We start from the raw sequence: 23,469 nt of genomic DNA, 5'->3' as shown, positions 1-23,469 counted from the left end.
ACACGTTAAACGGTTCAGGATGGTTACCCGGGACAAGGTTTCCTGCCCTCAAGGCGCGAACCTGGACAAGATTTCGAAGACTTGGACTTTTCCCTCCCTTTCCCTGGACAGAGAGGACCCAAAAGGAATGGAACGAGGTTACTATACGGGGATTGGAATAACCCGTCAAGTTTCCGCACCTTACCCTTTCTTTGATGCCCCATGATCAAGGAAGCCCTCACTGGTTTCCGCCTTGACTTCCTTTCAGAAGTGCTTAGAATTAATGTCGATTTCAGAAAACCAATCCAAAGAGGGGAAATTCGGCCTATGGGGGGAAAGGACTATTACAAGATATTGGGCGTATCAAGGTCGGCCTCTCAAGATGAAATCAAGAAGGCCTATCGAAAGCTCGCCCTGAAATACCACCCTGACCGAAACAAGGACAAAAAGGATGCCGAAGAAAGGTTCAAGGAAATCAGCGAGGCCTATGCCGTCTTGAGTGACCCTGAGAAAAAGAAACAATATGACATGTTCGGGGCCGATGGTTTCCAGCAGCGCTTCACGCAAGAGGATATTTTCAGTGATTTCGATTTTTCCAGCATCTTCAGGGAATTCGGTTTCGGAGGCGGTGGAAGGGCCCAAAGCATCTTCAGCCATATTTTCGGTGGAGGAGGACAGAACGCCTTCAGGGAAAGCGGCCGTTTCGGAACCGGCTTCGGTGGTTTCGAAAGTCACCACCGTCCCATAAAGGGACAGGATGTCAATTACGAGTTGACCATTACGCTGGAAGAAGCGGCCACCACAACCCAAAAGACAATCCCCTCCCAGCCGGGCTCCCCCATTGACAGGCTCTCGGTAAAGATCCCGGCAGGAATCTCGACGGGGAAAAAACTCAGGTTGAGAGGGCAAGGGCAACCCGGGTTGTATGGTGGGCCCAGGGGCGACGTTTATATACACATCAAGGTCCTGGATCACCCCCTCTTTAAACGGGAGGGTGATGATCTCATCATAACCAGGGAGATCAAGTTTTCAGAGGCCGTCCTTGGAACCGAGATCGAGGTACCTACGATAGACGGGAAAACTTTGAGACTCAAAATTCCCCCGGGCACCCAGAGCAGGGCAAGGTTCAGGCTCAAGGGGTACGGAATGCCACATATGAAAGGGACCGGAAGGGGTGACGCCTATGTTGAGATTTCAATCGCCGTTCCAAGAAAACTCGACAGAAAGCAACGGGCCCTGATCCGGGAACTGGCGGAGGCTGGATTATAAATGAAAGCCCTGTGTGTGTTTTCAGGCGGCCTGGACAGCATGCTTGCTTCCTCGATAGTACGAGCCCAAGGGATCATGGTCCAGGCCCTTTTTTTTGAAACACCTTTCTTCTCTCCGGAACGTGCGAAAAAATCTGCCGCGGAAATCCGACTCCCCCTCAAAGTAGTCGACATTACGGAACGCCATCTGGAGATCGTGCGAAACCCCAAGCACGGGTATGGTGAAAACATGAACCCTTGCATCGACTGCCATGCCCTGATGATTCGTTGCGCGGGCGAACTCCTGGAAGGGGAAGGGGCTAATTTCATTATTACGGGTGAAGTCCTCGGCCAAAGGCCTATGTCCCAAAATCGCAAGGCCCTTGACATCGTGGAGGCCGAAAGTGAATGCGGCGGTATTCTGCTTCGCCCGCTTTCGGCCAAACGCTTGCCCATGACAACTCCGGAAAGGGAAGGATGGGTGGACCGGGAGCGACTTCTGAACCTCTCGGGTCGATCCAGGAAACCACAGATGGCCCTGGCCGAGAAATTCGGCATCAAGGACTACCCTTCACCAGCCGGGGGGTGTCTTCTGACGGACAAGGGGTTTTCGAATCGTCTCAAAGATCTTTTCACCGACTCGGATGAAGTCGATGTCCGGGAAATCGAACTCCTTAAAGTCGGACGACACTTTAGAGTTTCCCCAGGAATAAAATTCATCGTTGGCAGGAACCAACGGGAGAACCAGGCCATCCAGAACCTGGCCACCCCTGGGGACCTGATTCTGAAATCAACATCCTGCCCAGGCCCCACGGTCCTGGCCCCGGGTGATCTCCCCGGGGAAGCCGTAACCCTTGCGGCATCTCTTGCGGCCTCATACAGTGATGTCGATGAAGGAGGAGAAGCAGAAATCAGGATTGAGGGAAGGGGAAAAAACAGTGTGGTTTCAGCAAGGGCACGGAAGAAAGAGGAGTTCAAAAACTACCTGATTTAACCCACCTTGTGGGACCTGTTCCCTTGAAAACGGATAATCACAGCCTTAACAGGCGACGGATGAAAGGTTTTTTGCGTAGGATTTCGAGCCGTTCACGGTTTTCCCTTATGCGGGACTCAAGTGAAATGATTTCAGCTTCCACGTCCCGGATCCTTTTTTCCAACTCAAGTATTCTGACCTCCAGCTCCATTGCCTTGACCTTGGCTTCCCGGGTCATCTCACCGGAGCTGAGGGTATCGATCCGTTGATCAAGGGATTCTTTTTCCCGGGCCGTCTCATCAATAACTCCGCGAAGGACCTGGATCCTTTTCTCGTCCTTTGAGATCCGATCCTTAAGGCTGCCGGGCCTTTCCATGGTCAGGTATAGCGCCATGAACACGCAAACAACCAGGAGGGCGGTGACGGCCGCGAGTTTTAGAAACAGGGAGAGCCATGATCCGGCGGCTCGAAGCGAACTAAAGACATTTTTCAGCGATTCTCCCCGTGAATAGGTCGGGGCCACACCTTCCACCCGGTCCTGAATGGTTTGAACCGCTTCTTTCAGGGATCTGAGATCCGCTTCCAACTCTCGACCTACATCACCAACGGTACACCGGGCCAGGATCTCCCGGTCAGGGTCCTGCATCCTCCTTGCGGTATCTTGAATTCTCTGAAGAAAATCTTCGGTGGGAACCTTATCGGTGAATTTCCCGGGAAACCGCTTTTCCAATGAAGCAATCGCCCTGCGAAGATCTTCGGCCCGGGCCTCGAGTTTCCGGCCCAATTCGGGCAGGAAACGCTCCTCACAAAGGTAAGCGTTTCCCACGCTCAGCAGGAGCACTTGATCCCACATCTCCTTGAGGATCGTCATGGCATCGGGGATATGGTTATCCATCTCGCAATCAACCTGTCAGTTCCAGGTTCAGACCTTTTTCAATGGTCTTCCATGGATTGGAATATATCATACCGGTTTCCCCCTCTCCACCACTTTCGATTTTATAAATGGCTGAGAAGCGCTTTAACTGGCCTGGTTTCCCCACATGTGATATGCTTTTTTACAATCAATGGTGAATCCGGTTCGGAATGGCTTTTGAGTTAAAGGATTCTCTCCCATTTCAACAGAGGGACGATAAATGGAAGGGGGTTGGCATGGAAAAGGAACGCGGCCGGGTCGAACAGGCTGATGAGCGAAACATTTTCGTCAGGATTCAACAGAGCTCTCACTGTGCGACTTGTCAATCCCGGGATCAATGCCACACGTTAGAAAACAGGGAGATGCAGGTCAAAGTTCCAAACACCCTTCAGGCAAAAGAGGGAGACCTGGTGGAAATTGCCGTGCCCACCAGGGCCCTGCTCAAACTTTCCCTCATCGTCTATCTCGGCCCCATCTTGATGCTGCTTGCCGGTGCCTTTCTGGGAAATTACTGGGCACAGACCGCTTCCAGGGACGTCACCCTGCCTTCTGTTATCGGGGGCCTTTCGGCCATGGGGATCAGTTTCCTCGGATTGAAATGGATGGATCGAAGGATTCGGGGAAAGATGGAATACTCTCCCCGGCTTTTGAGGATCGTGACTAGTGCGGATTCCCGCCCACCCGACGGTAACAGATGAGTCCACATTGGAGGCAGCGTTCAGCCTCCCGCCTGGCTTGTTCTTCAGAGTAACCGAGAGCGATCTCCGCTGATGGATCCGCGATCTGCTCTTCCTTGGGCAGTTCAGGCATGGGCTCCCTGGGGGTCTCCTTCACCGGTTCCAGGCTCTCTATGTTGAGGACAGGAGTGAATCTCCGGAGCATATTGTCCGGCGCTTCCACGGCCTCCCCATTCAAGTACTTATGTAGGGAGCCTGCGGATCTTCTACCCATTCCGATGGCCTCCACCACCGCCTTGTAATCCACGGAGGCCTCACCGGGCCGAAAGATTCCGATATCTTCCATGGCGAAGGGGCTCGCATAAGGGACCACGGTTTCCCAGGAAACGGGCCCTTCGGGCCGGGAAGCACTTTCTTCTTCGGTCCGCCGGGGAACGTAGATCAACTCAGGAAAACGGCCGGCCCCGGTGAGTAAGGTATCCACCGGGATCAATTCATTCATGTCTTCTTTCTCTTCACCCTGTGCGTGGGTGCTGGTGATTTCCACCTGCTTCAAGGCTGGGCCTTCCCCCATCATCCGAGTGAGTGCGGCCTCAAAAAAGAACCGAATCCCTTCCTCCCTCTCCAATTTTTCCAGCTCCACCCGGTCCAGAGGCCACTCATCCCTTCCCTTCCGGGATACGATGTTGACCACCTTTGCGCCCGCCTGGAGAGAATGCCTGGCAGCCTCCAGCGCCGCCTTTCCTCCCCCCACGATCATCACGTTTTCCCCCACACCGGGATCCCTTCCAGCCCTTACGTCCAGCAGGAAATCCAATAGGAACCGCACACCGGGCAGGGCCTTGGTGGACGGGGCCGCCTCCCTTTCCTTGACACTCATCTGGGTATCCCATCCGCCGATGGCCACGAGGACGGCTTCATAACCTTCTTTGAAAAGCGAATCGATTGTGAAATCCCGACCCAGTTTCCTGTTGGTGTACGCCTGTACGCCCGCATCCAGAATTCCGTTGATCTCGTATTCCAGGATATCCCGCGGTAAGCGGTTCTCCGGAATCCCTGAGTGTAGCAAGCCCCCGAGCCTCGAGGTGGCCTCATACACCGAGGCATCGTGACCAAGTCGGTTCAAGAAGTAGGCCGCGGTAAGTCCCTCTGCACCACCACCCACGACGGCGATCTTTCGCCCTGTTTCCGGGGCCCTGGGAATCTGGACCCGTTCGCCGGACTTCATCTCATAATCCGCGGCGAAGCGTTTGAGATGATTGATGGCCACAGGCTCATCCACCAGGTTCCGCCTGCATTCATATTCGCAGGGGTGCACGCAGATCCGGCCGCAAACCGCGGGGAAGGGATTGGTCTCCTTGATGACTCGAATCGCTTCCAGGTAACGCCCCTCCCTGATCTCCCGGATGTAGGAAGGAATATCGATTCCCGCGGGGCACGCCCTCTGGCAGGGCGCCGTGCAATCGTCGGTGGTGTATTCTTTCTGCATCCTCCGCGTATAGGAGGAAAGGGTGATGATATGCTTCGGGCAGACCCTCTCACAGGTCCCGCATCCGGTGCATTTCTCCGGATCCACAACGGGCAGATGATCCGGCCCCATGGAAAGGGCACCAAAGGGGCAGGCGCGTACACAGGTCCCCATTCCCAGGCATCCGATGGGACATACCTTTGACCCGCCCTTCAGCAACGCCATGGCGCGGCAGTCCGGGATTCCGTCGTACAGGTACTTCAGATCCGCATCCTCATAACCGTATCGGCACCCCGGCCTCGCGATATCGGGCTCCCGGGCTTCCAATTTCACACCCATGATTTCAGCGATTTCGGCGGCGATCTCGGGTCCTCCTGCCACACAAGAGGATGCGGAGGCCCTTCCTTCAACAATAGCCACAGCATTGGCGCTGCAACCCGGGTAACCGCAACCACCGCAATTGGCGCCCGGCAGGGCCTCCTCTACGGCTTCGATCTTGGGATCCACGTAAACATAGAATATCTTTGACGCCAGGGCCAAACCCACGCCCACCACGGCGCCGACCGCTCCCATGATGAGAATCCCGCCAAGTATCATCGAGTGCCTCCTGTTTCGAGTCTGATAAAAGGGCCTTTCAGCTTCCGGCCTCCCGCCGTAAAGGACGGGCGGCAACAATCCCTTTTAAACATGGATGGACTAGACCATCCCCTTGAAGGCGAAAAACGCGAGGGACATCAAGCCGGCGCCAACCAGGCCGATGGAAGTATCCTGGAGGGGTTTGGGAACCCTGGCCAATAGGATGCGTTCCCTGACACCGGCGAACAGGACCAGGGCAAGCCCGAACCCGACGGCGTAACTGAATGAGGCGACAAGGGCCTGGAGGAAGCTGTACTCCTCCTTGATGTTGATGAGGCACACGCCCATCACCGCGCAATTGGTAGTAATCAGAGGAAGGAAGATTCCCAGGCCGGCATAAAGGGCCGGTATGCTCTTCTTCAGGAACATCTCTACGAATTGAACCAGGGAGGCGATGACCAGGATAAAAGCCAGGGTCCGGAGGAATTCGAACCCAAAGGGTCGAAGAAGGAGATGCTCCGTGACCCAGGTGATGGTCCCCGCCATCACCAGCACGAAGATGACGGCCATAGCCATTCCTACGGCCGTTTCCATCTTTTTCGATACACCCAGGAAGGGGCAGTTCCCAAGGTACTGCATCAAAAGGATGTTGTTGACAAAAATACAACTAATGCCCAATAACAGGTAATCGCCCATCGAATGTCTCCTTACCTTGTATGAGAAAGAGTAATAACTCCCTTACTTCTTGCCCAGCATATTCATGATGCACAGCATCAATCCCAGACAGACAAAAGCCCCGGGGGCCTCAACCAGGAAAGAGAAAGGCTGATAGGAAGCCCCGAATATATCGGTGAAGGACGCAATCCCGAAAGGCAGGGTCAGGCTCCCTTTCCCGAGCACCTCCCGGAACAGGGAAAGGGCGGTAAGGGAAAGGGTGAAACCGATCCCGATCCCCAGGCCGTCCGCCAGTGAGGCCACAACGCCGTTCTTGGAGGCGAAGGCCTCGGCCCGTCCCAGGAGGATGCAGTTCACGACTATGAGGGGAATGAAGATACCCAGTTGCAGAAACAGTGGATAGGCGAAGGCCTGCATGAGGAGTTCCACCACGGTCACGAAGGTTGCTATGACGACGATGTAGCAGGCGATCCTCACCCTCTTGGGCACGACACTCCTTAAAAGAGAAATCAATATATTGGAGCAGACGAGTACGAAGGTAGTGGCCACTCCCATACCAAAACCGTTTTCCACGCTCTTGGTGACGGCCAGGGTTGGGCAAAGCCCGAGAACCAGTCGAAACGGGGGAATCTCAGCCCACAACCCCTTTGTAAATTCCTGTACGACGCTCTTTGCCATAGTCCCTTGTCTCCCTCGATCTCTATGCTTTTAATTTCTCGACGATCTGGTCCTTCAAACGTGTATAAATCTCGCCCAGCTTGACCATGGCGCCGCAAACCCCCCTCGAGGACACCGTGGCGCCGCTGATGGCATCCACCTGTCCGCCGTCCGCCTTGACCTTGAAAGGTTCCTTGATGGACATACCCTTGAACTGTGCTGTAAAGGCTTCTTCGGTCTTTATCCTGGCCCCGAGGCCCGGGGTTTCGCTGTGGGTGGTGATCCCCACCCCGACGATTTTATCGGTCTCCACATTGACGGCGACGATCACTCCGATGTCTCCTCCGAACCCCTTTCCAAAGGCCTCAAAGGCTACGACATTACGCTTTCCATTAAACTTACCCACGAAAAAGTCCCTCTGAACTTCTCCGTCGGCGATCTTGAATCGATCTGCGAGATAGTCGTTCTCACACCCTTTCAGGATTTTAGCAAGAGTCGGGCCCTTTACGAACTTCAACTGCTGCATCTCGATGCGGTCCTTGGTCGCTCCCCTCAGGGCCGCCAGACCGCCCCCGGAAACAATGCTGAATAGGACGATCACAACGAAGAGTTTTATCATTTCACGCATGTTCGATCTCCCTTCCCATGGCTTTGGGTCTGATCCTGTCGAGCAACGGGTTGGCCAGATTCACGAGTAACACCGCGAAGACCACACCATCCACGAAGAAGCCGATATTGCGTATAAGCACGGTCAGGACCCCGGCCATCGCCCCGTAAAGCAGCATGGGTACGAAGTTGACCGGGGAGGAAGATTCCTCCGGCAACAGGAAGAAGGTCGCAATCAGGGTATACCCCGTCAGGACATGAAACAGGGGACCTGCATACTTCTCGGGATTTGCACCGTGGAAAATCGAAGCGGTGATAACAAGTCCCAGGAGAAAGGACAAGGATATTTCCCAACGGACAAAGCCTCTCAAGATCAAGTAGACGCCCCCCAGGATAAGTCCGAGGGCGAAGGCGGTGCCGATTCCTCCCACCTGCTGACCGAGGAAGAGATCCGAGAAATTGTAGTTATCCACCACGGAGGGTCCAAGGTATTTCAAAGCAGTCAGGGGATGCTCCACAGTGAATCCAAAATCATAGTTCACCAGAGCTGCATTGAAATCCAGGCGGTCGTGCCAGGAAAGCATCAAGATGGCGACGGCCACCAGGACCGGGTTACAGGGATTGCACCCCATTCCGCCCCAGATCTGCTTTCCGATCACAATCGCCACAAAGGTTCCCACGACGACCATCCACCAGGGAGTCGTGGCGGGAAGGAGCATGGCGAACACCATTCCTATCAAGGCGGCGTTTCCATCACCGATGGTTACGGGTCGGCTCATGGCCTTGTTCATGAGGAGTTCCCACAGCATGGCGCAGGAAACGGAAAAAAGGACGACCCTGAAGGCCGGGATTCCGTATTGAGCGATGCCGAGGATCACCGCGGGCAGACAGGCCAGCATTATATGAAGATGTCTTTCCCGCAGGCTGCTTCCATCATGCCAATGGGGTGCGTATGAACCGACGAACAGCTTCTGGCTAGCCATTGGATTCCTCCGCTCCTTTCATCCTGTCGTATTCGTATTTCCCGAGCATGATATACTGAAAGATAGGGATTCGCGCGATACAGACGAAACTGCACAATCCGCATTCTATGCAGGAAAAGAGGTCATAGCGATCAGCGGCTTCCTCGAAGAGACCGCTCTGAAGCAACCGAATAAGCATGTTGACCGGAATCTTGGCCGGGCAGATTCTCACACACTCTCCGCAATTAACGCAATGGTTGTCCACATAAGGGAGGAGTTCCGCCTTGTCCTGGACCATTACGGCATCCGTGTCCGCCGAGACCGGGAGGTCTTCTGAGAAGACCGTCGGACCTCTCATGGGGCCCCCGAAGACGATCCGATCCCCGTGGTTCGCCTCGATACCCATAGGTCCGAGGATTTCTCCCACCGGCGTGCCCATACGCACCTTGATCATCTGGGTCGTCTTGTCCTTCCGGATCACCGTGATCACCTTGTCAAGTTGTGGAGTCCGGTCCCTGAAGACCCTCCCCAGGGCGGCGACCGCCTCAACGTTGAGGTATCCGACGCCCGCCTCTTCGAAACGCTTCCCTGCAGGGACCGCTTTTCCCATGACCTTCCTGACTATCATCCCCGGCAGGTTATTGGGGTAAACCGGATCAACTGTCTGGCCTTCCGCTCCTGAGCGAGCCGTCAAGGAAAGGAGGTCAGGGGGGGCGACCAAGACATACCGGCCGGCAGGCCGAATCTCCTTCAGGACTTCGATTCCCTCCTTGACGTCCTTGGCCTGATGTTTCAGGACATAGCGGCTGGTCTCCACCATCAGATCCTGTTCCATGGCGCTGATGATGACCGTATCGTAAGAATGCCCGGGATTCAGAAAGTTCCTGAAATCAGCGGCCCCGGGAAGGATGCCCAGGAAAGGCAGGATACTCTCCCGGCCTGATTCTCCTGCTGCAGCGCTGAATTCCTCATCCCACTGATCCTCCTCGGCCACCTCCACCGTGATCGACTGGTATACCTGGCCGAGGTGTCCGGCCTGTCGGCCAAGGGCCGTGACCGTCCCGGTCACCGGAGAAACGAGATAAAACCCGTCCTTGTCAACCCCGATCTTCTGCCCCGTTCGCACGGTGTCACCGGATTTCACGGTGAGTTCCACCTCACCGGTCTTTTCCGGGTCCAACAACAGTACCGCCTTTTTCGGCAGGGGAAGAGATTCGATCAATGTCCTCTTTTCTCCTGCTGTTACCGGCAAGGTCATTTTGGGTTTGATCAGACCGAAAAATGATCTTTTGATCATCTCAACAACCTCCTCATGAAGAAAGGGAACGTATGCGCTCCTTCTTGGACAGGATACCGGAAATTTCTTTTAGAGCATGTGGCACTCATTGCAATCCACCGGTCCGCCCCCTTCCTCCTTGTGGCAACCGATGCACTGGGTATGTAAGGCATCCGACCTCTTCATCGGGTCCTCGCTGTCGGGCTCATGACACTCTCCACAGGCGGCCGGAAGGTCCCCCTCCTCTTCAAGGTCGTGATGGCAATCCATACATTCGATCCCATATCCTTCGTCAGAGGTATGGACCTTGTGGCTGAAGAGAACCTTTCCGCCCGTGCTCTTGAACATGATCCGTACGGGCTGTTCGGGAGCCTTTTCAGGAAAGGCGGCATAACATACCACTCCGATCACGAAAAAGATGCCTGCAATCCAATAAGCAACAATCTGTTCTTTTCTGACTCCCATCTCCTGTTTCCTCATCATTCATGTACTAAATGGATTTTAGCCTCCGCAGCCTTTCACCTAGACCTCAAAAAACATGCCCTCTTTCGCCCAAGCTCCGCGTTCCCTTCGAATGAATCGGGGGCCCCTTCAGCCGGGGTCCCGAAGAATCCCTTTCCCGGAAAAGCCACAGGAGCAAGCGCTCCAACCTTTTGATATAATCGGCTTTCGGGCGTTTCAGGGCCAAAATCACCCTTGACTTCTGCTCGCTCCGGAATTTCGGTCCGATTCTTTAACACACTCTCCGGGTTTTGACAAGGGATTAAGCGGTTCGGCCTGTCAGTTCCCCTGAACCCATTCACCTCTTGCCATGGAACTCACCCACGGCCCAGTAATCGGACCCATCATGGGCGTGCCACATACCCCCTATTCCCTCGGCCTTTTTCCCGAAAAAGGTCCCGCCCCCACCGGTCTGAGTCGAAGAAACAGAATGGCCGCTGCCGGGACCGATGGTTCCTGAAAAGTTCTCAAGGTCAAAGGTTCCGTCGCTTTCAATGGTCCCGCTCCCGTCGCTCAGGTTCACATTGACCACCGGTGCAGTGCCGCCGCTCGCATCGAGTTCGAAGTTGGATACGGCCCGGAACTGAAAATTGACATCACAACTAAAGGTCCCTGTTACCACCGTCGGAGGCGAGAAACTCGCCGAACTGTCCCCGAAAACCCCTTTGACTTCGCCCGTATACTTGTAGCTCGCCCCTTGTCCCTGCAAGTAATCGATATAATCCGGATGGGTCTGTTTTCCCTCGATGTGCCAGATCTTGGCCCCGGCTGCAAAGTACTGTAATCCTGATCCCTCTCCCAATAAACCCTTGTCTGTTGCGGATGAATCCTCCCACCATCCCCACTCCAGGTATTCGTTCCCCTCCGCGTCATAGTAACGCCCACCCAGGTGGTAATCGAAATCATGAGGGGAGGTCAAAGCCAGATTGCCCCCTGTGCCCCAGTCAAAGGTGTTCACGTGGATCCTGGAACCGGAGGCATCCGTCTCATCGGCTACCAGCTTATAAGCGGAATTGTTTTCGTGCCTGTCTTCGTATGCCGTAAAGGAATCCGCTCCCCCGGAAGACCGAAAATAGTTGGGCTCACTGGAATGGTATAAGGGGCCCTTGTCCGTCCCGGTCCATAACTGGCCTGCGGCATTTGCCAGGAGCAGGGCGATACCGCCCACCTCCCTGATGATTTTTCCATTGGAAATATCCTGTTCGGCCTCTGTCTCGGTTGCTACCTCCTGTTGGGTGGTTTCGGCCTGTTTACCGGCAAATTCAGAGAAATCCTCAGGTGTCGTGGCCCCACCGCTATCCATGGCTGCTACGCCCCCCTCGGAAGATTCATCCTTCCCTTCACCCTCACCTTCCTGCTGGCCGCCCTTACCGGCCTCGGCTTCGCCCTCCTTCTTACCTTCACCCTCACCGCCCGAAACGCCTTCCCCTTCCGGGGCCACCTCGGTCTCGGCCTCAAAGGCCCTGATATACTCCGGCGGCGTGGGAACTACGAGTCCTGTGTCCCCCTTGAACATCTCGCCGGGATGAACGATCCTTCCGTTTACATCCAGGATGCCGTCCTCCGAAAAACAGTCTGTATAACTCTTTATCCCGCCCTCCTCGGAACCGGCCTGGGCCAAATAGAGGTCCGCATTGTCCCTGCGGTCTGCTATCCTGATCCCTGCCCCATCGGCCCGCCGCTCTTCAACCCAGTAAACATGAATCCCGAACTTGGTCCCCCTGACCCCCACGATGGCCGTAGGAGTCTTCACCCTGAACCGGGTGTCCCTGTACCTGAAAAGGCGAAGGGCATAAAACATGGCCTTACCCTTCAACATACTGAAAAAAGACCGTTTTCCCTCCATCTCCTGCTCCCGGTAAAGCTCTACGCTGAAACGGGTGTCGGGGGCCATGGCCACCACGTCATCACCGGAAAAAGAGATCCGGCACCGGGAATCAGGTAGGGTTATGATGGTGTCCTTTTCATGTATCAGGTCTCCAGCCGCACCAAAGTAAGCCTTCTTCGATGGTTCATGGACCACCACTACGGTCCCGCTCATGCGTTGAATACGCCCCACCGCTTTCAGGTCCCCGGGCACGTAGAAGTCTTTGATCTCAAGCGTCCTCAATGATTCCGGGAGTCGATGGGCAGGGACGGCCTTTCCCCGCCGGACCTGTCCATTGGCCTCAGAGGGCATCCACGCCGAGGCAACCGCCGATAAAGCCAGACATGCGATGAAAAGGCAGCAGAACCGCTCTATGCGAATCAACACACCCTTCCTCCGGGTTCAATGAAGACCTGTCCCGGGATCAGGGGCGCTTTGCCCCCGGGGGACAGGGAAAAGGCTTCAGCCGTCCCGCAAAGACTTCCGGGAATCATCCCCCCTAAGCCGCCCGGGCCACCTTGCTCCCCGAGCTCTTTTTTATGGCGTCGAAGGGGCATCCACTGAAGCACACCCCGCAATGGATACACTTTTCCTCATGGATCACAAAGGGCTCGGGTGGTTTCTTGGAGCCCGTTATAGCCTCTGCCGGGCAATTCTTCTTGCAAAGACCGCAGGACTTACATGCCTCCGTGTCAATGGAATAGGTGATCAAAGCCTGGCACACAAGGGCGGGACAACGCCCCTCGAGGATATGGGCCTCGTATTCCTCCCTGAAATATCGGATCGTGGAGAGCACCGGGTTGGGAGCCGTCTGTCCAAGTCCGCAGAGTGCGGAATCCTTGACGAACCGGCTCAACTCCTCCAACCGTTCGATATCCTCGATTTCCCCCTTCCCTTCGGTGATCCTCTCCAGGATTTCCAGCATCCTCTTGGTGCCCTCCCTGCAGGGAGTGCACTTCCCGCAAGATTCTTCCTTGCAGAAATCGATGAAGAAACGGGCCATATCGACCATGCAGGTCTCCTCATCCATGACGATCATGCCGCCCGAACCCATGATGGCCCCTACCTTGGAAATCGCCTCGTAGTCAGTGGGCGTATCCAGGAGATGTTCGGGCACGCATCCGCCCGAGGGGCCACCCAGCTGTACCGCCTTAAACTTTTTGCCGTCGGGGATCCCCCCCCCGATCTCGAAAATGATGTCCCTGAGGGTGATCCCCATGGGCACTTCTACCAGGCCGATATTAATCACGTCCCCGCTGAGGGCGAACACCTTGGTCCCCTTGCTCCCCTCCGTTCCGACACTTGCATACCAGTCTCCACCCTTCAGGATGATCTGGGGCACGTTGGCAAGGGTCTCCACGTTGTTCAGCACACTCGGTCTTTTCCACAGCCCCTGCTGGGCCGGGAAAGGCGGCCTGGGTCTCGGCATGCCCCTCTTTCCCTCGATGGAATGCATGAGGGCCGTCTCCTCGCCGCAGACAAAGGCCCCGGCCCCCTGGTAAACCTCCAGGTCGAAATCAAAACCGCTTCCCAGGATATCTTTTCCCAGGAGGCCGTACTCCCTTGCCTGCGAGATGGCGATGTCAAGACGCCGAAGGGCGAGAGGGTATTCCGCACGACAGTAAATGTATCCATAGTGGGCACCGATGGTCTTGGCCCCGATGATCATGCCCTCCAGCACGGCATGGGGATCCGCCTCCAGTACGCTTCGATCCATAAAGGCACCGGGGTCTCCTTCGTCGGCGTTGCAAAGCATGTATTTGACTTCTCCGGGAGAGGCCTTGGCGAACTTCCACTTGAGATAGGTGGGGAATCCGGCCCCGCCGCGCCCCCTCAACCCGGATTTTTCCAGCTCGGCGATGATCTCATCGGGCGTCATCTCCAGGAGGGCCTTTGCGGTGCCGAGATACCCGTCCCGGGCGATGTATTCATCTATCTTTTCAGGATCAATGGCCCCCTTGTTTCTCAAGACCCTCAAGACCTGGCGTGAAAAGAAGGGGATTTCGTTCATGCCCGGTATGGTCTCGGAAGAGGCCGGCTCCACGTAGAAAAGTCTCTCCACGGGACGGCCCTTTAGGAAGTGTTCCTCCACGAGGTAAGGGATATCCTTGGGAGTGAGCTTCTGGTAAAAGATGCCTTCCGGTTGGACTACCATAACGGGTCCCTGGGCGCAGAAGCCGTTACAGCCGGTTTCAATCACCCGTACTTCCTTTTCCAGGCCCTGCTTTGCGATTTCTTTCAGCAGAGCTTCCTTGACTGCCTGGCTCCCGGTGGCGTGACACGCCGTTCCCCCGCAAAGGAGGAGGTGGGTTCGGTAAGTGCTCATAGGATTCTCCTTAGTCCGTGCCTTGAATTGCCATGATACCTAAAACCACGTCCGGCCCATCGGTCCTTTTTGCTCTCGCCGATCACCGTTTTTCCCTTTTGAATTCTCCAACCCTTCGAGATAAGTGAGTTTTTTACAACAATACGCCCTCCCGGCCGCTGAGTTTTCGAGTCAATGCCCGAGAGAGTCGCCGGTTAACCCTTACCTGAAAAACCCCGTTTCCCGATTTCCTTCCTACGTCTCCTGTTCAGCAGACCCCTCCTCAGGGGATTCTTCTTTCATCCTGGCCAACGCGAAGTCGGTCTGAACTTCCCCCAGCAATACATGTCGTTTGAAGACCTGCCGCATCTTATTAGCGTCCATCCCTTGATAAACCACAGGGTCGTGTCCTTGCACCTCCACCGTCACGTTGGGCTCGCTGCTGCACATCCCCATGCACCCCGAGGTGACCACCCGGATATCCTGCCGGTCCGTCTCCGCCATTTCCTGCAATAGGGCGTCCATCACCTCCCTTGCTCCGGCGGCGATCCCGCAAGTCCCCATGTGAACCGTGATCTTCACCGTGGCGCCGCCCTCCCGCAGGGCCGTATCCTTTTTAACCTGCTCTTTGATTCTCTTGAGGTCCTCGATGGTCAGTTTGGCCATGACGTCTCCTCCCCACTATCAACCGTTCTTGCCGTATTTTCCCTGCATCCTGAACCCGGGTCCTCTCCCACGACCGCTGAAAGGCGGCAGGGATGCTGCCCCGGGCTCAGTCCTCGATCCCTTCTCCCCCTTTTTCTTGCAGCCCTCTTATCTCCTCGACTCCCCCTTCGATCATATCGGAAATAAACTTCAGGATCCGGGCATTATTCAGGGGGACCCCATCCAGAGTTTCCCTGATCTCCCTCGTATCCAGGACGAACCGCCTTCCATCGATTTCATGGGTGTAAAGGAAATCCACCTCCGGGCTTCCCATCATCAGGGTGGTCAGGGCCCCGGTGAGATCCCCCATGGGGGCCAGATCAATATGGTCCATTTGAAACGTGGCCTCCACGGTCGTACCCTCACCGGGCCTGGAATCGATCTTGAACTCTCCCCCGCACCGTTTGCTGGCCTCCCGGAATAACGAGAGCCCGAGTCCCACCCTGCGGGCGGTCCGGGTGGTGAAAAAGGGATCGGTCACTTTGTCCAGGATCTCCCTGGGAATACCGCGTCCGTTGTCCTGTATGGTAATCCGAAGTCGATTCTTCCTTCGATCTTCCTGAATATTCAACCGGATCAGGCCCGCCCCGGCATTGATGCCGTTCTCAATAATATCCATGATATGAAGGGCTAGTTCCCGCAAGGCCCCTCCACAATGCCCCTCCCTTGCTCCTGTTTCAAGGCCATCCGAATCTCCTCGATCCCGGGGTGATCAAGGAGGAATTCCGTGCAGACCCCGCCGATATCCTTAAGGAAGTGGGCGTCCGAGAATGTCACCAAGGGGTAATCCGCAGCCCCTGGAATATCCTTTCGTGCCTTTTCCAGGTCCGTCCTGGGCGAAACCTCGAGTGCGTCAAATTCCAGCCCAGGTGATATGAAGCCCAGTTGGCTTACGACACTATAGCTGGGCCGGTCCACATGGGAGGCGATGCAAAGTCCTCCCAGGCGATGGACTTTATTAATGATGTCAACCAACCGGATTCCCGTTGCCCCGATCAACAGCCGGTCATTAAATCCTTCAACCTCGTCGAACTCGTTGGCCACCACCTGCTCGCCGAAAAGTTCGGGGCGATTGGTTCCCTGCAGGTGGTTATAAACGAACGTCTGCATTTCCAGAACCTGTGCTTCCCGGTCAAATAAGGCCAAAGAATGAACCTCCTCGTAAGAGTTGACCTCCATCCCGGGAAGGACCCACAGGCCCCGTTCCTTCCCCGCCCGGATGACGGCCCCCACATTTTCGGCCGTATTATGATCACAAAGGGCGATCAGGTCCAGTCCCTTCTGAAGACTCGCCTCCACTATCCCCCTGGGGCTCATGTCCAGATCCCCACAGGGGGAGAGGCAGGAATGGATATGGAGGTCCGCCTTGAAACGTCTCACCCGATATTTCCGCTGATCCCGGCCTTGTAAAGGAGCCCGGCCATCTCGTAAGCCCCCCGGGAAGTCACGAAAATGGGGATCCCTTCTTCCTCGGCCTTCGCCTTGGTCTCTTCATCCGGAGGGCGCCCGTTGACCAGGATGACGGCCGCCATCTCCCTGAGGACAGCCACCGCAACGATGTTCTGGTGGGATTGAACCGTGAGCCACACCGCCCCGCGTGGGGCATTGGCCATTACATCGCTGAGCAGGTCCCCGCAGTACCCGGCCTCGATCTCCCGATCCAACCCCTTTTCCCCTGCCGCTGTTTCCAATTCAAAAAGCCTGATGAGTTCTCTAGCCTTCATGTACGATCTTCACCTTTCTGTCCCTGCTTTTGTGGATGGGGCAGTCGTCCAAATCGGCTTCCCCGTCCACCACATCCTCCGCAAAGGTACGACAATCGGGACTTCCACAGATCCCGCATTCCTTCTTGGGAAGCAGACGGTAAACTTCTTCCACCCGCTCCTGTCTCTGAATGGCCTCGGAGATTGAGAGAGTCCCGGATCGATGCGGGGGGATATCGGTTTTGCGGTCCGCCAAAAACCAGCCTTCCCGGTAGGCCTTCCGGGCCTGGGAATAGTCCACTTTTTTCCGGACCCCGTAAGTTCGGACCAGTTTTTGCAGAACGTGCTTGGCCTCGTACTTGTCCACCGCCGTCATTGGTCCCCCGATGCACCCCTCTGAACATGCCCGAAACTCCACGTACTCGATATTTCCGAGGAGGCCCATTTCGATCATTTCCAGGTACTTGATGGTTTCCGGCATACCAGAGACCGCGAGGTACTTCCCGCTGTCCAGGCCGGCGATCTCCCCACCGGACATCCCCCACCAGATCCCGACACCCCCTGATCTGTGGATCATGATGTTACTGTTGTCTTTCCCAATAAATTTCTTGATCTCCTCGTATACCTCGTTGATCCCGAGGGCCCCGTCCAGATAAGAAGAGTTCAAAAACAGGGGTTCCTTAATGGAGATCATCTTCGCCGAGCAGGGAGAGAGGTGATAGATGCCGAATTCCTCGGTCTTGAAGACGGACTCGCAATAAAGACGGCGTCTCACTTCCCGGGCGGCGATCTCCCGCGGCGGGATGAGAGGCAAAATATTCTTGAAGAGCTGAGGAAAACGATAGGCGATCAGCCGGTTAACCACCGGGCAGATCGGTGAAATCAAGGGCCATCCTTCCTCTTCCGTTTCCCGCCTTTCCCGGATGTAAAATTCGGTGGCCACGTTGAACAATTCGTTTACATAGGCCTGATCGTAAACATGTCTGAAAACCTTCCGGAGGGCCAGGAGGATGTCGTTGGGTGTGACCTCTTCCCCGAACTGGGTGTAAAGGACCGGTGAAGAGCTGAGAATGGTGTAAGGCTTCATCCTGGCGGCGTCCTGTACGGTCGTGATCGCCTTGACAGCCCCCCTCGGGCAGGCGCGGATACATTCCCCGCAGTCGATACAGACGCCCCGGATCCGTGCCTTTCCGTTCCTTACCCGGATGGCCTTGGTGGGGCAGGCCTTCATGCAAAGAACGCATCCATTGCACAGCTTGTCATCGATCTGGACATAGTGTGTCGGCAGGTTATTTTCCCGTCCCTTGCCCATCGCCCCTGCTCAACAGGAAGCACATTTTCAGATACGTGCCCCCGCCTTTTTGGGAACGGATTTCAACGGTATCAGCGCTTTTCTTGATATTGGGCAGACCCATGCCCGCGCCGAATCCCATTTCCCTGTATTCCTTGGAAGCAGTACTGTACCCCTCCTGGAAGGCCAATTCGATATTTTCAATCCCCGGCCCGTCGTCCTTCACTTCGATGAGGATGACGGAAGGATCCACGTTCAGGGTTAAAGTCCCATCCCCACCGTGCATGACCACGTTCATCTCCGATTCATAGGCACAGATGGAAACGCGCCTGATCAGAGCGGGTTCGAAACCGATGGTCTTAAGCAAACCTTGGATCTGAATGGAGACTTCACCCGCCCTGATGAAATCCCGGGCCTTGATGGGGAAGGTCTTTGTCAACTGGGGCATGGCGAATGAAGGAGGCACCCTACTTCGGGGATTTGTCTTCCACGCCCCGAAGCCCGTGCCTGAAAAGCCTCCCACAGGCCGTAAACATGGTAAAGGGGGTCGAAAGAAGCGGTAAATCGTGCTGCCGCGCCTGCTCGATCATTTCCTGGTCCGGGGTCTTATTCCTGACCAGCACTAAAGCTGCCACCCCGGCGATCACGGAGGTTCGGATGGTCTGAATGTTGTTGAGGCCCGACAACAGGAGCACCCCGCTGGTGGGACCCCTGAGAAGATCGCTCATCAGGTCGGTTCCAGCCCCCTTTTCAATGGTCATATCCAGCTTGTCTTCGCCGACCACCACGGTGGCTTTAAGGATATCTCTGATCTCAGACAGCTTCACTTCGACCCCTATTTCTCTACTGGTAGCGTTCCAGGATTTTCCCGATCTTCTCCGGCCTGACCCCTCCGTGGGTGTCTTCGTCGATCACCACGGCCGGTGCCAATCCACAGGCCCCGAGGCAACGGACAGCCTGGAGAGTGAACCTGCGGTCATCACTCGTTTGACCCACCTCGAGACCGAAATCCTCCTTGAGCCTCTGCATGATCCTCTTGGTTCCCCTGACGTAGCAGGCGGTGCCCATGCAAACCTTGATGGTGTGCCGCCCTTTCGGCACCATGGAAAAGAAGGAATAGAAGGTGACGACCCCAAAGACCGTGCTGCCGGGGATATTGAGGCTCTCTGCAATGTACTCCTGGAGTTCAAGGGGGAGATAACCCACGACTCCCTGGCATTCCTCGAGGACCGGAATCAGGCTCCCCGGTTTGCCCCGGTTTCGTTCCAGGATCTCATCCACTTTCTCCATCACTTCAGGGGTCAGGTCCGGATTGATTGCGGAAAGGATCTCGGCTTTGTATCCCATGGGTCTTTCTCCTCCTAGGCCTTCTCGATCCTGACGGCGCAAACCTTGAACTCCGGTATACCCGCGATGGGATCGAGGGCGTTGTTCGTCAGCCTGTTGGCGGCGGCCTTCACGTAGTGGAAGGGGATGAACACGGTGCCGGGCACGGCCCTCTCCGAAACAAGGGTCTTGACCTCGATCTGTCCCCGCCTCGACCCGATCCTTACGAGATCACCACTCTTCAGCCCATAAGTCTCGGCATCCGCTCGGGCGATCTCCACGAAACATTCGGGAGCGAGTACGTTCAGATCGTCCGTTTTCATGGTCATGGTCCCCGTGTGGTACTGGAAAAGCACGCGTCCGGTGGTGAGGTACAGGGGGTATTCCTCGTCCGGGACCTCGGCGGGAGGTTTAAAATCGATTGCATGAAACACGCCGAGCCCGCAGGTAAACTGATCCACGTGGAGGCAAGGTGTCCCGGGATGGTCGGTCGCCGGGCAGGGCCAATGGATGCCGTCCTTCTCAAGCCTCCCGAAATCGATGCCGCAATAGGAAGGGGTCACCCGTCCAATCTCCTCCATGATCTCGGCGGCGCTCCCGTACGTCATCTCATAGCCCATCCGGGTGGCCAGCCCGCTGATGATCCGCCAGTCTTCCAGGGCCTCTCCCGGGCTTTCAACGGCCTTTCTGACGCGCTGAACCTTGCGTTCCGTGTTGGTGAAAGTTCCCTCCTTCTCTGCGAAGGAAGCGGACGGCAACACCACGTCGGCCACCCGGGCCGTCTCGGTCAGGAAAATATCCTGGACAACCAAAAAATCCAGTTTTTTCAACCCGGCTTCGGCATGGTTCAGGTCAGCGTCCGAGACCATGGGGTTCTCCCCTATGATGTACATGGCCTTGAGGTTTCCCTCATGGGCCTCCTGCATCATACGGGTAACGGTCAAGCCCGGTTCGGCAGGCAGTTCCCCGACCCCCCAGGCCTCCGCCATCCGCTTGCGCACGGCCTCGTCCGCTACCTTCTGGTAGCCCGTGTAGACATTGGGCAATCCGCCCATGTCGCAGGCCCCCTGGACGTTGTTCTGCCCCCGCAGGGGATTGACACCGCCGCCTTCCACCCCCACGTTTCCACAAAGCATGGCCAAATTGGCCAGGGACTTGACGTTGTCCGTGCCGGTGATGTGCTGTGTAATCCCCATGGCATAGAGAATGGAGGCGGCTCGGGCGGAACCATACATCCGCGCCGCTTCGATGAGATCCTCCTTCGGGATGCCTGTGATCTCCTCCACGTACTGAGGAGTGTATTTCTCCACCGTCTTTTTCAAGTCCTCGAAACCCACCGTTCTTGTCTTGACATAGTCCTCCGGATAGAGTCCTTCCTTCAGGATGACATGCATCATCCCGTTGATCCAGGCCACGTCCGTTCCAAGGTTGGGCCGGAGCCACTTGGCGGCAAAACGCGTGATGTTGATCTTTCGCGGATCCACGACGATCAGCTTGGCCCCTTTATGGACAACAGCCCGCTTAACGTATGAGGAGAGGACGGGATGGTTTTCGGTGGTATTGGAGCCAGTAATGAGGATAACCTCGGCCTTCTCAATGTCCTCGATAGGATTAGTCATTGCTCCGCTTCCAAAGGCGGCGGCCAGACCGGCCACCGTGGAGCTGTGTCAGAGCCTGGCACAGTGATCGACGTTATTGGTCCCCAGCACCGCCCGGGCGAACTTCTGCACCACGTAATTTTCTTCATTGGTGATCCTGGCCGAGGTGAGCACGCCGATGGCGTCGGGACCCGAGGCCGTCTTGATTTCTCCAAGGCGACGGGCCACCAGATCCAGGGCCTCTTCCCAGCTCGCCTCACGGAATTCGCCGTTCTCCTTGATCAGGGGTCTGGTGAGCCGTTCAGGATCATGGATGAAATCGTAACCGAAACGGCCCTTCACACAAAGGCTCCCATGATTGGGGCCAACGTCCTCCACACCCGTGACCCGAACGACCCGGCCGTCTCTTACATGCAGATAAATCTGGCACCCAACACCGCAATAGGAGCACGTTGTACGAACCTTTCGTTCCGCGCCCGCCCTGGTACCCAGTTCCAGGTCCTTCTTGCTCACCAACGCCCCGACAGGGCAAACCTGGATACATTCCCCACAGAAAACGCAATCCGAATCCTTCAGGGGTCTGTCTCCTTTGGCAACGATCTTTCCTTCAGTGCCCCGGTATCCGTAGCTGATGGCGTTGTTGACCTGAACCTCGTTACAGGCCTGCACGCATCGACCGCAAAGCACGCAACGGGAAAAATCCCGGATAATGAAGGGATTGACGTTTTCGATGGGATACTTGGTTTCCGAAGGCGTGAAACTGTTACACCGAACCTGGTACTGAACGGCCAGTTCCTGGAGCCTGCAATCCCCGTACGCGGGACACAGGGTTTCGTGTTCGGGGACAGCCAGGGAGTCCAGTTGGAAATCCGTCCATGACTCGATATCCAGGTCCTGAACCAGGCAATTGTGATTTCCCGAGGCCAGGAGCAGCTCGATATTCAGACGGCGTTCCTCAATCACCCTTTTCGATTCCGTTTTCACCTTCATTTCGGGTTCAGCAGGGGTTGCACAGGCGGCCATGAGGGAACGGGCCCCTTCCACTTCCACCACACAGATGCGGCACGCCCCGGTCGGAGTACACCCCTTCAGGTAACACAGGGTCGGGATATGGATCCCGTTTCGCTCCGCAACCTGTAAAATCGTTTCACCGTCTTTAAAACCGTACGCTTGACCATCGATGTAGATTGTCTTCTCTCCGTCCATCTCTCCGTACCTGATTCAATTCAGAATGGTTCTCATTACCCGAATCGGTCCCTGGTCCGACCGGCAGTAACTCCTATCCTTTGTTAGGGGGCGAGGGGTCAAGTGAAAATCATCTTTCCTTAAATCCCGATTTCTCACTCGAACCCTGGGCCCCTTGAATCCTTGACCCCTACTCAAAAAAACGATCGAACTAGTGTCCATCCATAAATGGCCAATTTTCGCAATCTCTGCGTCAGGCTCAAACCGGGGACCCGCCCGTTGGGTGGGGTGTCCAAGCGAAGCGCGGACAAATTTTAATCCTCGAAATACTTCAATGTATTCCTGCGGTTAAAATTTTCGCCTTCCTTGACCTTGCATAAATTTTCTCATTTATGGATGGACACGAACTAAAGTCTGCGCCTGAGAGGGAGAGATTTTCTCCCATTCCCAAATTGTGACATTAAAATTTGTCCGCACCATAGCGGCTCCATACCCCTCGGGCGGATCCCCGGTTTGAGTGTGAGGCTGGAATTGTATAAAATCATGCGTTTTGCAAAGGTTTCGCGCCGAGGATGCTTTATACTCAAGGTTGGCGGTTGGTTCCTGCAAGAAGGTCCTCGTACGCCCCTCCCGGCGAGAAATACCGGTTGGGCAGGGTAATTTCGTACTACGGGAATAAACATGAGTGCAGTTAAGCGAAGAGGCGCGGTAAATATAGCAGAAAAAAAAATTTTTTCAAAAATATTTTTTCCGGGCCTTTGAGAAACACCCATTGTAACTCCAGCTCAAGATGGTCAGTCAGTTACAGTTGAAATTCTCGAGTGCCAAGGCCTGATGTTTTCGGTCTTTTTCTGCCTGGAAGGAGGAATCAGGCTGGGGCCGATGGCCCCTTTTCTAAGAGACCTTTGAAAAACGTTCAATTTTGTTCAAAGGCAATACGAAAAATTCAACCACAAAGACACATTAGAGGGGCATGGGG

At 55.6% G+C, this 23,469-nt stretch carries 22 protein-coding genes; 3 read left to right on the top strand and 19 right to left on the bottom strand.

All coding sequences use genetic code 11. The features are described from left to right. The first annotated feature begins 306 nt into the window (after positions 1-306). Both JRF57_04795 and JRF57_04790 read left to right on the top strand, forming a co-directional pair. The gene (locus JRF57_04795) at positions 307-1,248 is read left to right on the top strand and encodes a DnaJ domain-containing protein (protein MBW2303013.1); all 942 of its coding nucleotides are present in this window, start codon (positions 307-309) and stop codon (positions 1,246-1,248) included. Continuing rightward, on the top strand, positions 1,249-2,220 hold the full coding sequence (locus tag JRF57_04790) for a tRNA 4-thiouridine(8) synthase ThiI (protein ID MBW2303012.1): 972 nt from the start codon (positions 1,249-1,251) through the stop codon (positions 2,218-2,220). It abuts the gene before it with no gap. A 37-nt stretch (positions 2,221-2,257) separates the two neighbouring features. Here JRF57_04790 and JRF57_04785 read toward each other — a convergent pair whose 3' ends face one another. Next, a complete protein-coding gene (locus JRF57_04785) occupies positions 2,258-3,094 on the bottom strand; it encodes a hypothetical protein (protein MBW2303011.1) in 837 nt (278 codons plus the stop codon). 254 nt (positions 3,095-3,348) lie between these two features. On the opposite strand from JRF57_04785, the gene JRF57_04780 reads away from it, so the two are divergent. Then, the gene (locus JRF57_04780; GenBank protein MBW2303010.1) at positions 3,349-3,810 is read left to right on the top strand and encodes a SoxR reducing system RseC family protein; all 462 of its coding nucleotides are present in this window, start codon (positions 3,349-3,351) and stop codon (positions 3,808-3,810) included. On the opposite strand, the gene JRF57_04775 is transcribed toward JRF57_04780, so the two are convergent. The 18 genes from JRF57_04775 to fdhF all read right to left on the bottom strand — a co-directional run bounded on the left by JRF57_04775 (position 3,773) and on the right by fdhF (position 22,511). After that, the gene (locus tag JRF57_04775; GenBank protein ID MBW2303009.1) at positions 3,773-5,851 is read right to left on the bottom strand and encodes an FAD-dependent oxidoreductase; all 2,079 of its coding nucleotides are present in this window, start codon (positions 5,849-5,851) and stop codon (positions 3,773-3,775) included. The two genes, JRF57_04780 and JRF57_04775, sit on opposite strands and share 38 nt — an antisense overlap. A 102-nt stretch (positions 5,852-5,953) precedes the next feature. Beyond that, positions 5,954-6,529 (bottom strand): electron transport complex subunit RsxA, encoded by a 576-nt coding sequence (rsxA, locus tag JRF57_04770; protein ID MBW2303008.1) that lies wholly within the window; start codon positions 6,527-6,529, stop codon positions 5,954-5,956. Between the two features lie 42 nt (positions 6,530-6,571). Then, positions 6,572-7,186: an electron transport complex subunit E gene (locus tag JRF57_04765; GenBank protein ID MBW2303007.1), complete on the bottom strand. Its 615-nt coding sequence runs from the start codon at positions 7,184-7,186 to the stop codon at positions 6,572-6,574. A gap of 22 nt (positions 7,187-7,208) precedes the next feature. Next, complete coding sequence (locus JRF57_04760; protein MBW2303006.1) at positions 7,209-7,793, bottom strand: RnfABCDGE type electron transport complex subunit G; 585 nt, start codon at positions 7,791-7,793, stop codon at positions 7,209-7,211. Next, a complete protein-coding gene (locus JRF57_04755; protein ID MBW2303005.1) occupies positions 7,786-8,754 on the bottom strand; it encodes an RnfABCDGE type electron transport complex subunit D in 969 nt (322 codons plus the stop codon). Before JRF57_04755 ends, JRF57_04760 begins: the two co-directional genes overlap by 8 nt. Then, positions 8,747-10,030, bottom strand: coding sequence for a 4Fe-4S dicluster domain-containing protein (locus JRF57_04750; GenBank protein ID MBW2303004.1), 1,284 nt, complete (start codon positions 10,028-10,030; stop codon positions 8,747-8,749). The genes JRF57_04755 and JRF57_04750 overlap by 8 nt, the downstream gene beginning before the upstream one ends. Before the next feature lie 69 nt (positions 10,031-10,099). Then, positions 10,100-10,474, bottom strand: a complete 375-nt coding sequence (locus JRF57_04745) for a cytochrome c3 family protein (GenBank protein ID MBW2303003.1) — start codon at positions 10,472-10,474, stop codon at positions 10,100-10,102. A gap of 334 nt (positions 10,475-10,808) precedes the next feature. Further along, positions 10,809-12,764 carry a FecR domain-containing protein gene (locus JRF57_04740; protein ID MBW2303002.1) on the bottom strand — a complete coding sequence of 652 codons (1,956 nt, stop codon included), beginning with the start codon at positions 12,762-12,764 and terminating at the stop codon, positions 10,809-10,811. 112 nt (positions 12,765-12,876) lie between these two features. Next, positions 12,877-14,703 carry an NADH-quinone oxidoreductase subunit NuoF gene (gene nuoF / locus JRF57_04735; protein ID MBW2303001.1) on the bottom strand — a complete coding sequence of 609 codons (1,827 nt, stop codon included), beginning with the start codon at positions 14,701-14,703 and terminating at the stop codon, positions 12,877-12,879. 234 nt (positions 14,704-14,937) lie between these two features. After that, complete coding sequence (locus JRF57_04730; protein ID MBW2303000.1) at positions 14,938-15,348, bottom strand: (2Fe-2S) ferredoxin domain-containing protein; 411 nt, start codon at positions 15,346-15,348, stop codon at positions 14,938-14,940. A 106-nt stretch (positions 15,349-15,454) separates the two neighbouring features. Next, positions 15,455-16,030, bottom strand: a complete 576-nt coding sequence (locus JRF57_04725; GenBank protein ID MBW2302999.1) for an ATP-binding protein — start codon at positions 16,028-16,030, stop codon at positions 15,455-15,457. Continuing rightward, on the bottom strand, positions 16,018-16,767 hold the full coding sequence (locus tag JRF57_04720) for a PHP domain-containing protein (protein ID MBW2302998.1): 750 nt from the start codon (positions 16,765-16,767) through the stop codon (positions 16,018-16,020). Before JRF57_04720 ends, JRF57_04725 begins: the two co-directional genes overlap by 13 nt. After that, positions 16,764-17,111 (bottom strand): serine kinase, encoded by a 348-nt coding sequence (locus tag JRF57_04715; protein MBW2302997.1) that lies wholly within the window; start codon positions 17,109-17,111, stop codon positions 16,764-16,766. The genes JRF57_04720 and JRF57_04715 overlap by 4 nt, the downstream gene beginning before the upstream one ends. Beyond that, on the bottom strand, positions 17,101-18,402 hold the full coding sequence (locus JRF57_04710) for a 4Fe-4S dicluster domain-containing protein (protein MBW2302996.1): 1,302 nt from the start codon (positions 18,400-18,402) through the stop codon (positions 17,101-17,103). Before JRF57_04710 ends, JRF57_04715 begins: the two co-directional genes overlap by 11 nt. After that, positions 18,380-18,829, bottom strand: coding sequence for an ATP-binding protein (locus JRF57_04705; protein ID MBW2302995.1), 450 nt, complete (start codon positions 18,827-18,829; stop codon positions 18,380-18,382). Before JRF57_04705 ends, JRF57_04710 begins: the two co-directional genes overlap by 23 nt. 19 nt (positions 18,830-18,848) lie before the next feature. Next, entirely contained in the window at positions 18,849-19,208 is a 360-nt protein-coding gene (locus JRF57_04700) for a hypothetical protein (protein MBW2302994.1), read from the bottom strand. 16 nt (positions 19,209-19,224) lie between these two features. Then, complete coding sequence (nuoE, locus tag JRF57_04695; protein ID MBW2302993.1) at positions 19,225-19,728, bottom strand: NADH-quinone oxidoreductase subunit NuoE; 504 nt, start codon at positions 19,726-19,728, stop codon at positions 19,225-19,227. 14 nt (positions 19,729-19,742) lie between these two features. Then, positions 19,743-22,511 (bottom strand): formate dehydrogenase subunit alpha, encoded by a 2,769-nt coding sequence (gene fdhF, locus JRF57_04690; GenBank protein ID MBW2302992.1) that lies wholly within the window; start codon positions 22,509-22,511, stop codon positions 19,743-19,745. Positions 22,512-23,469: the final 958 nt, after the last annotated feature.

Source organism: Deltaproteobacteria bacterium (genome assembly GCA_019310525.1).
GTDB lineage: Bacteria > Desulfobacterota > DSM-4660 > Desulfatiglandales > HGW-15 > JAFDEE01.
The sequence above is the reverse complement of the archived record's forward strand: the minus strand, read 5'-3'. Positions and strand labels throughout refer to the sequence as shown.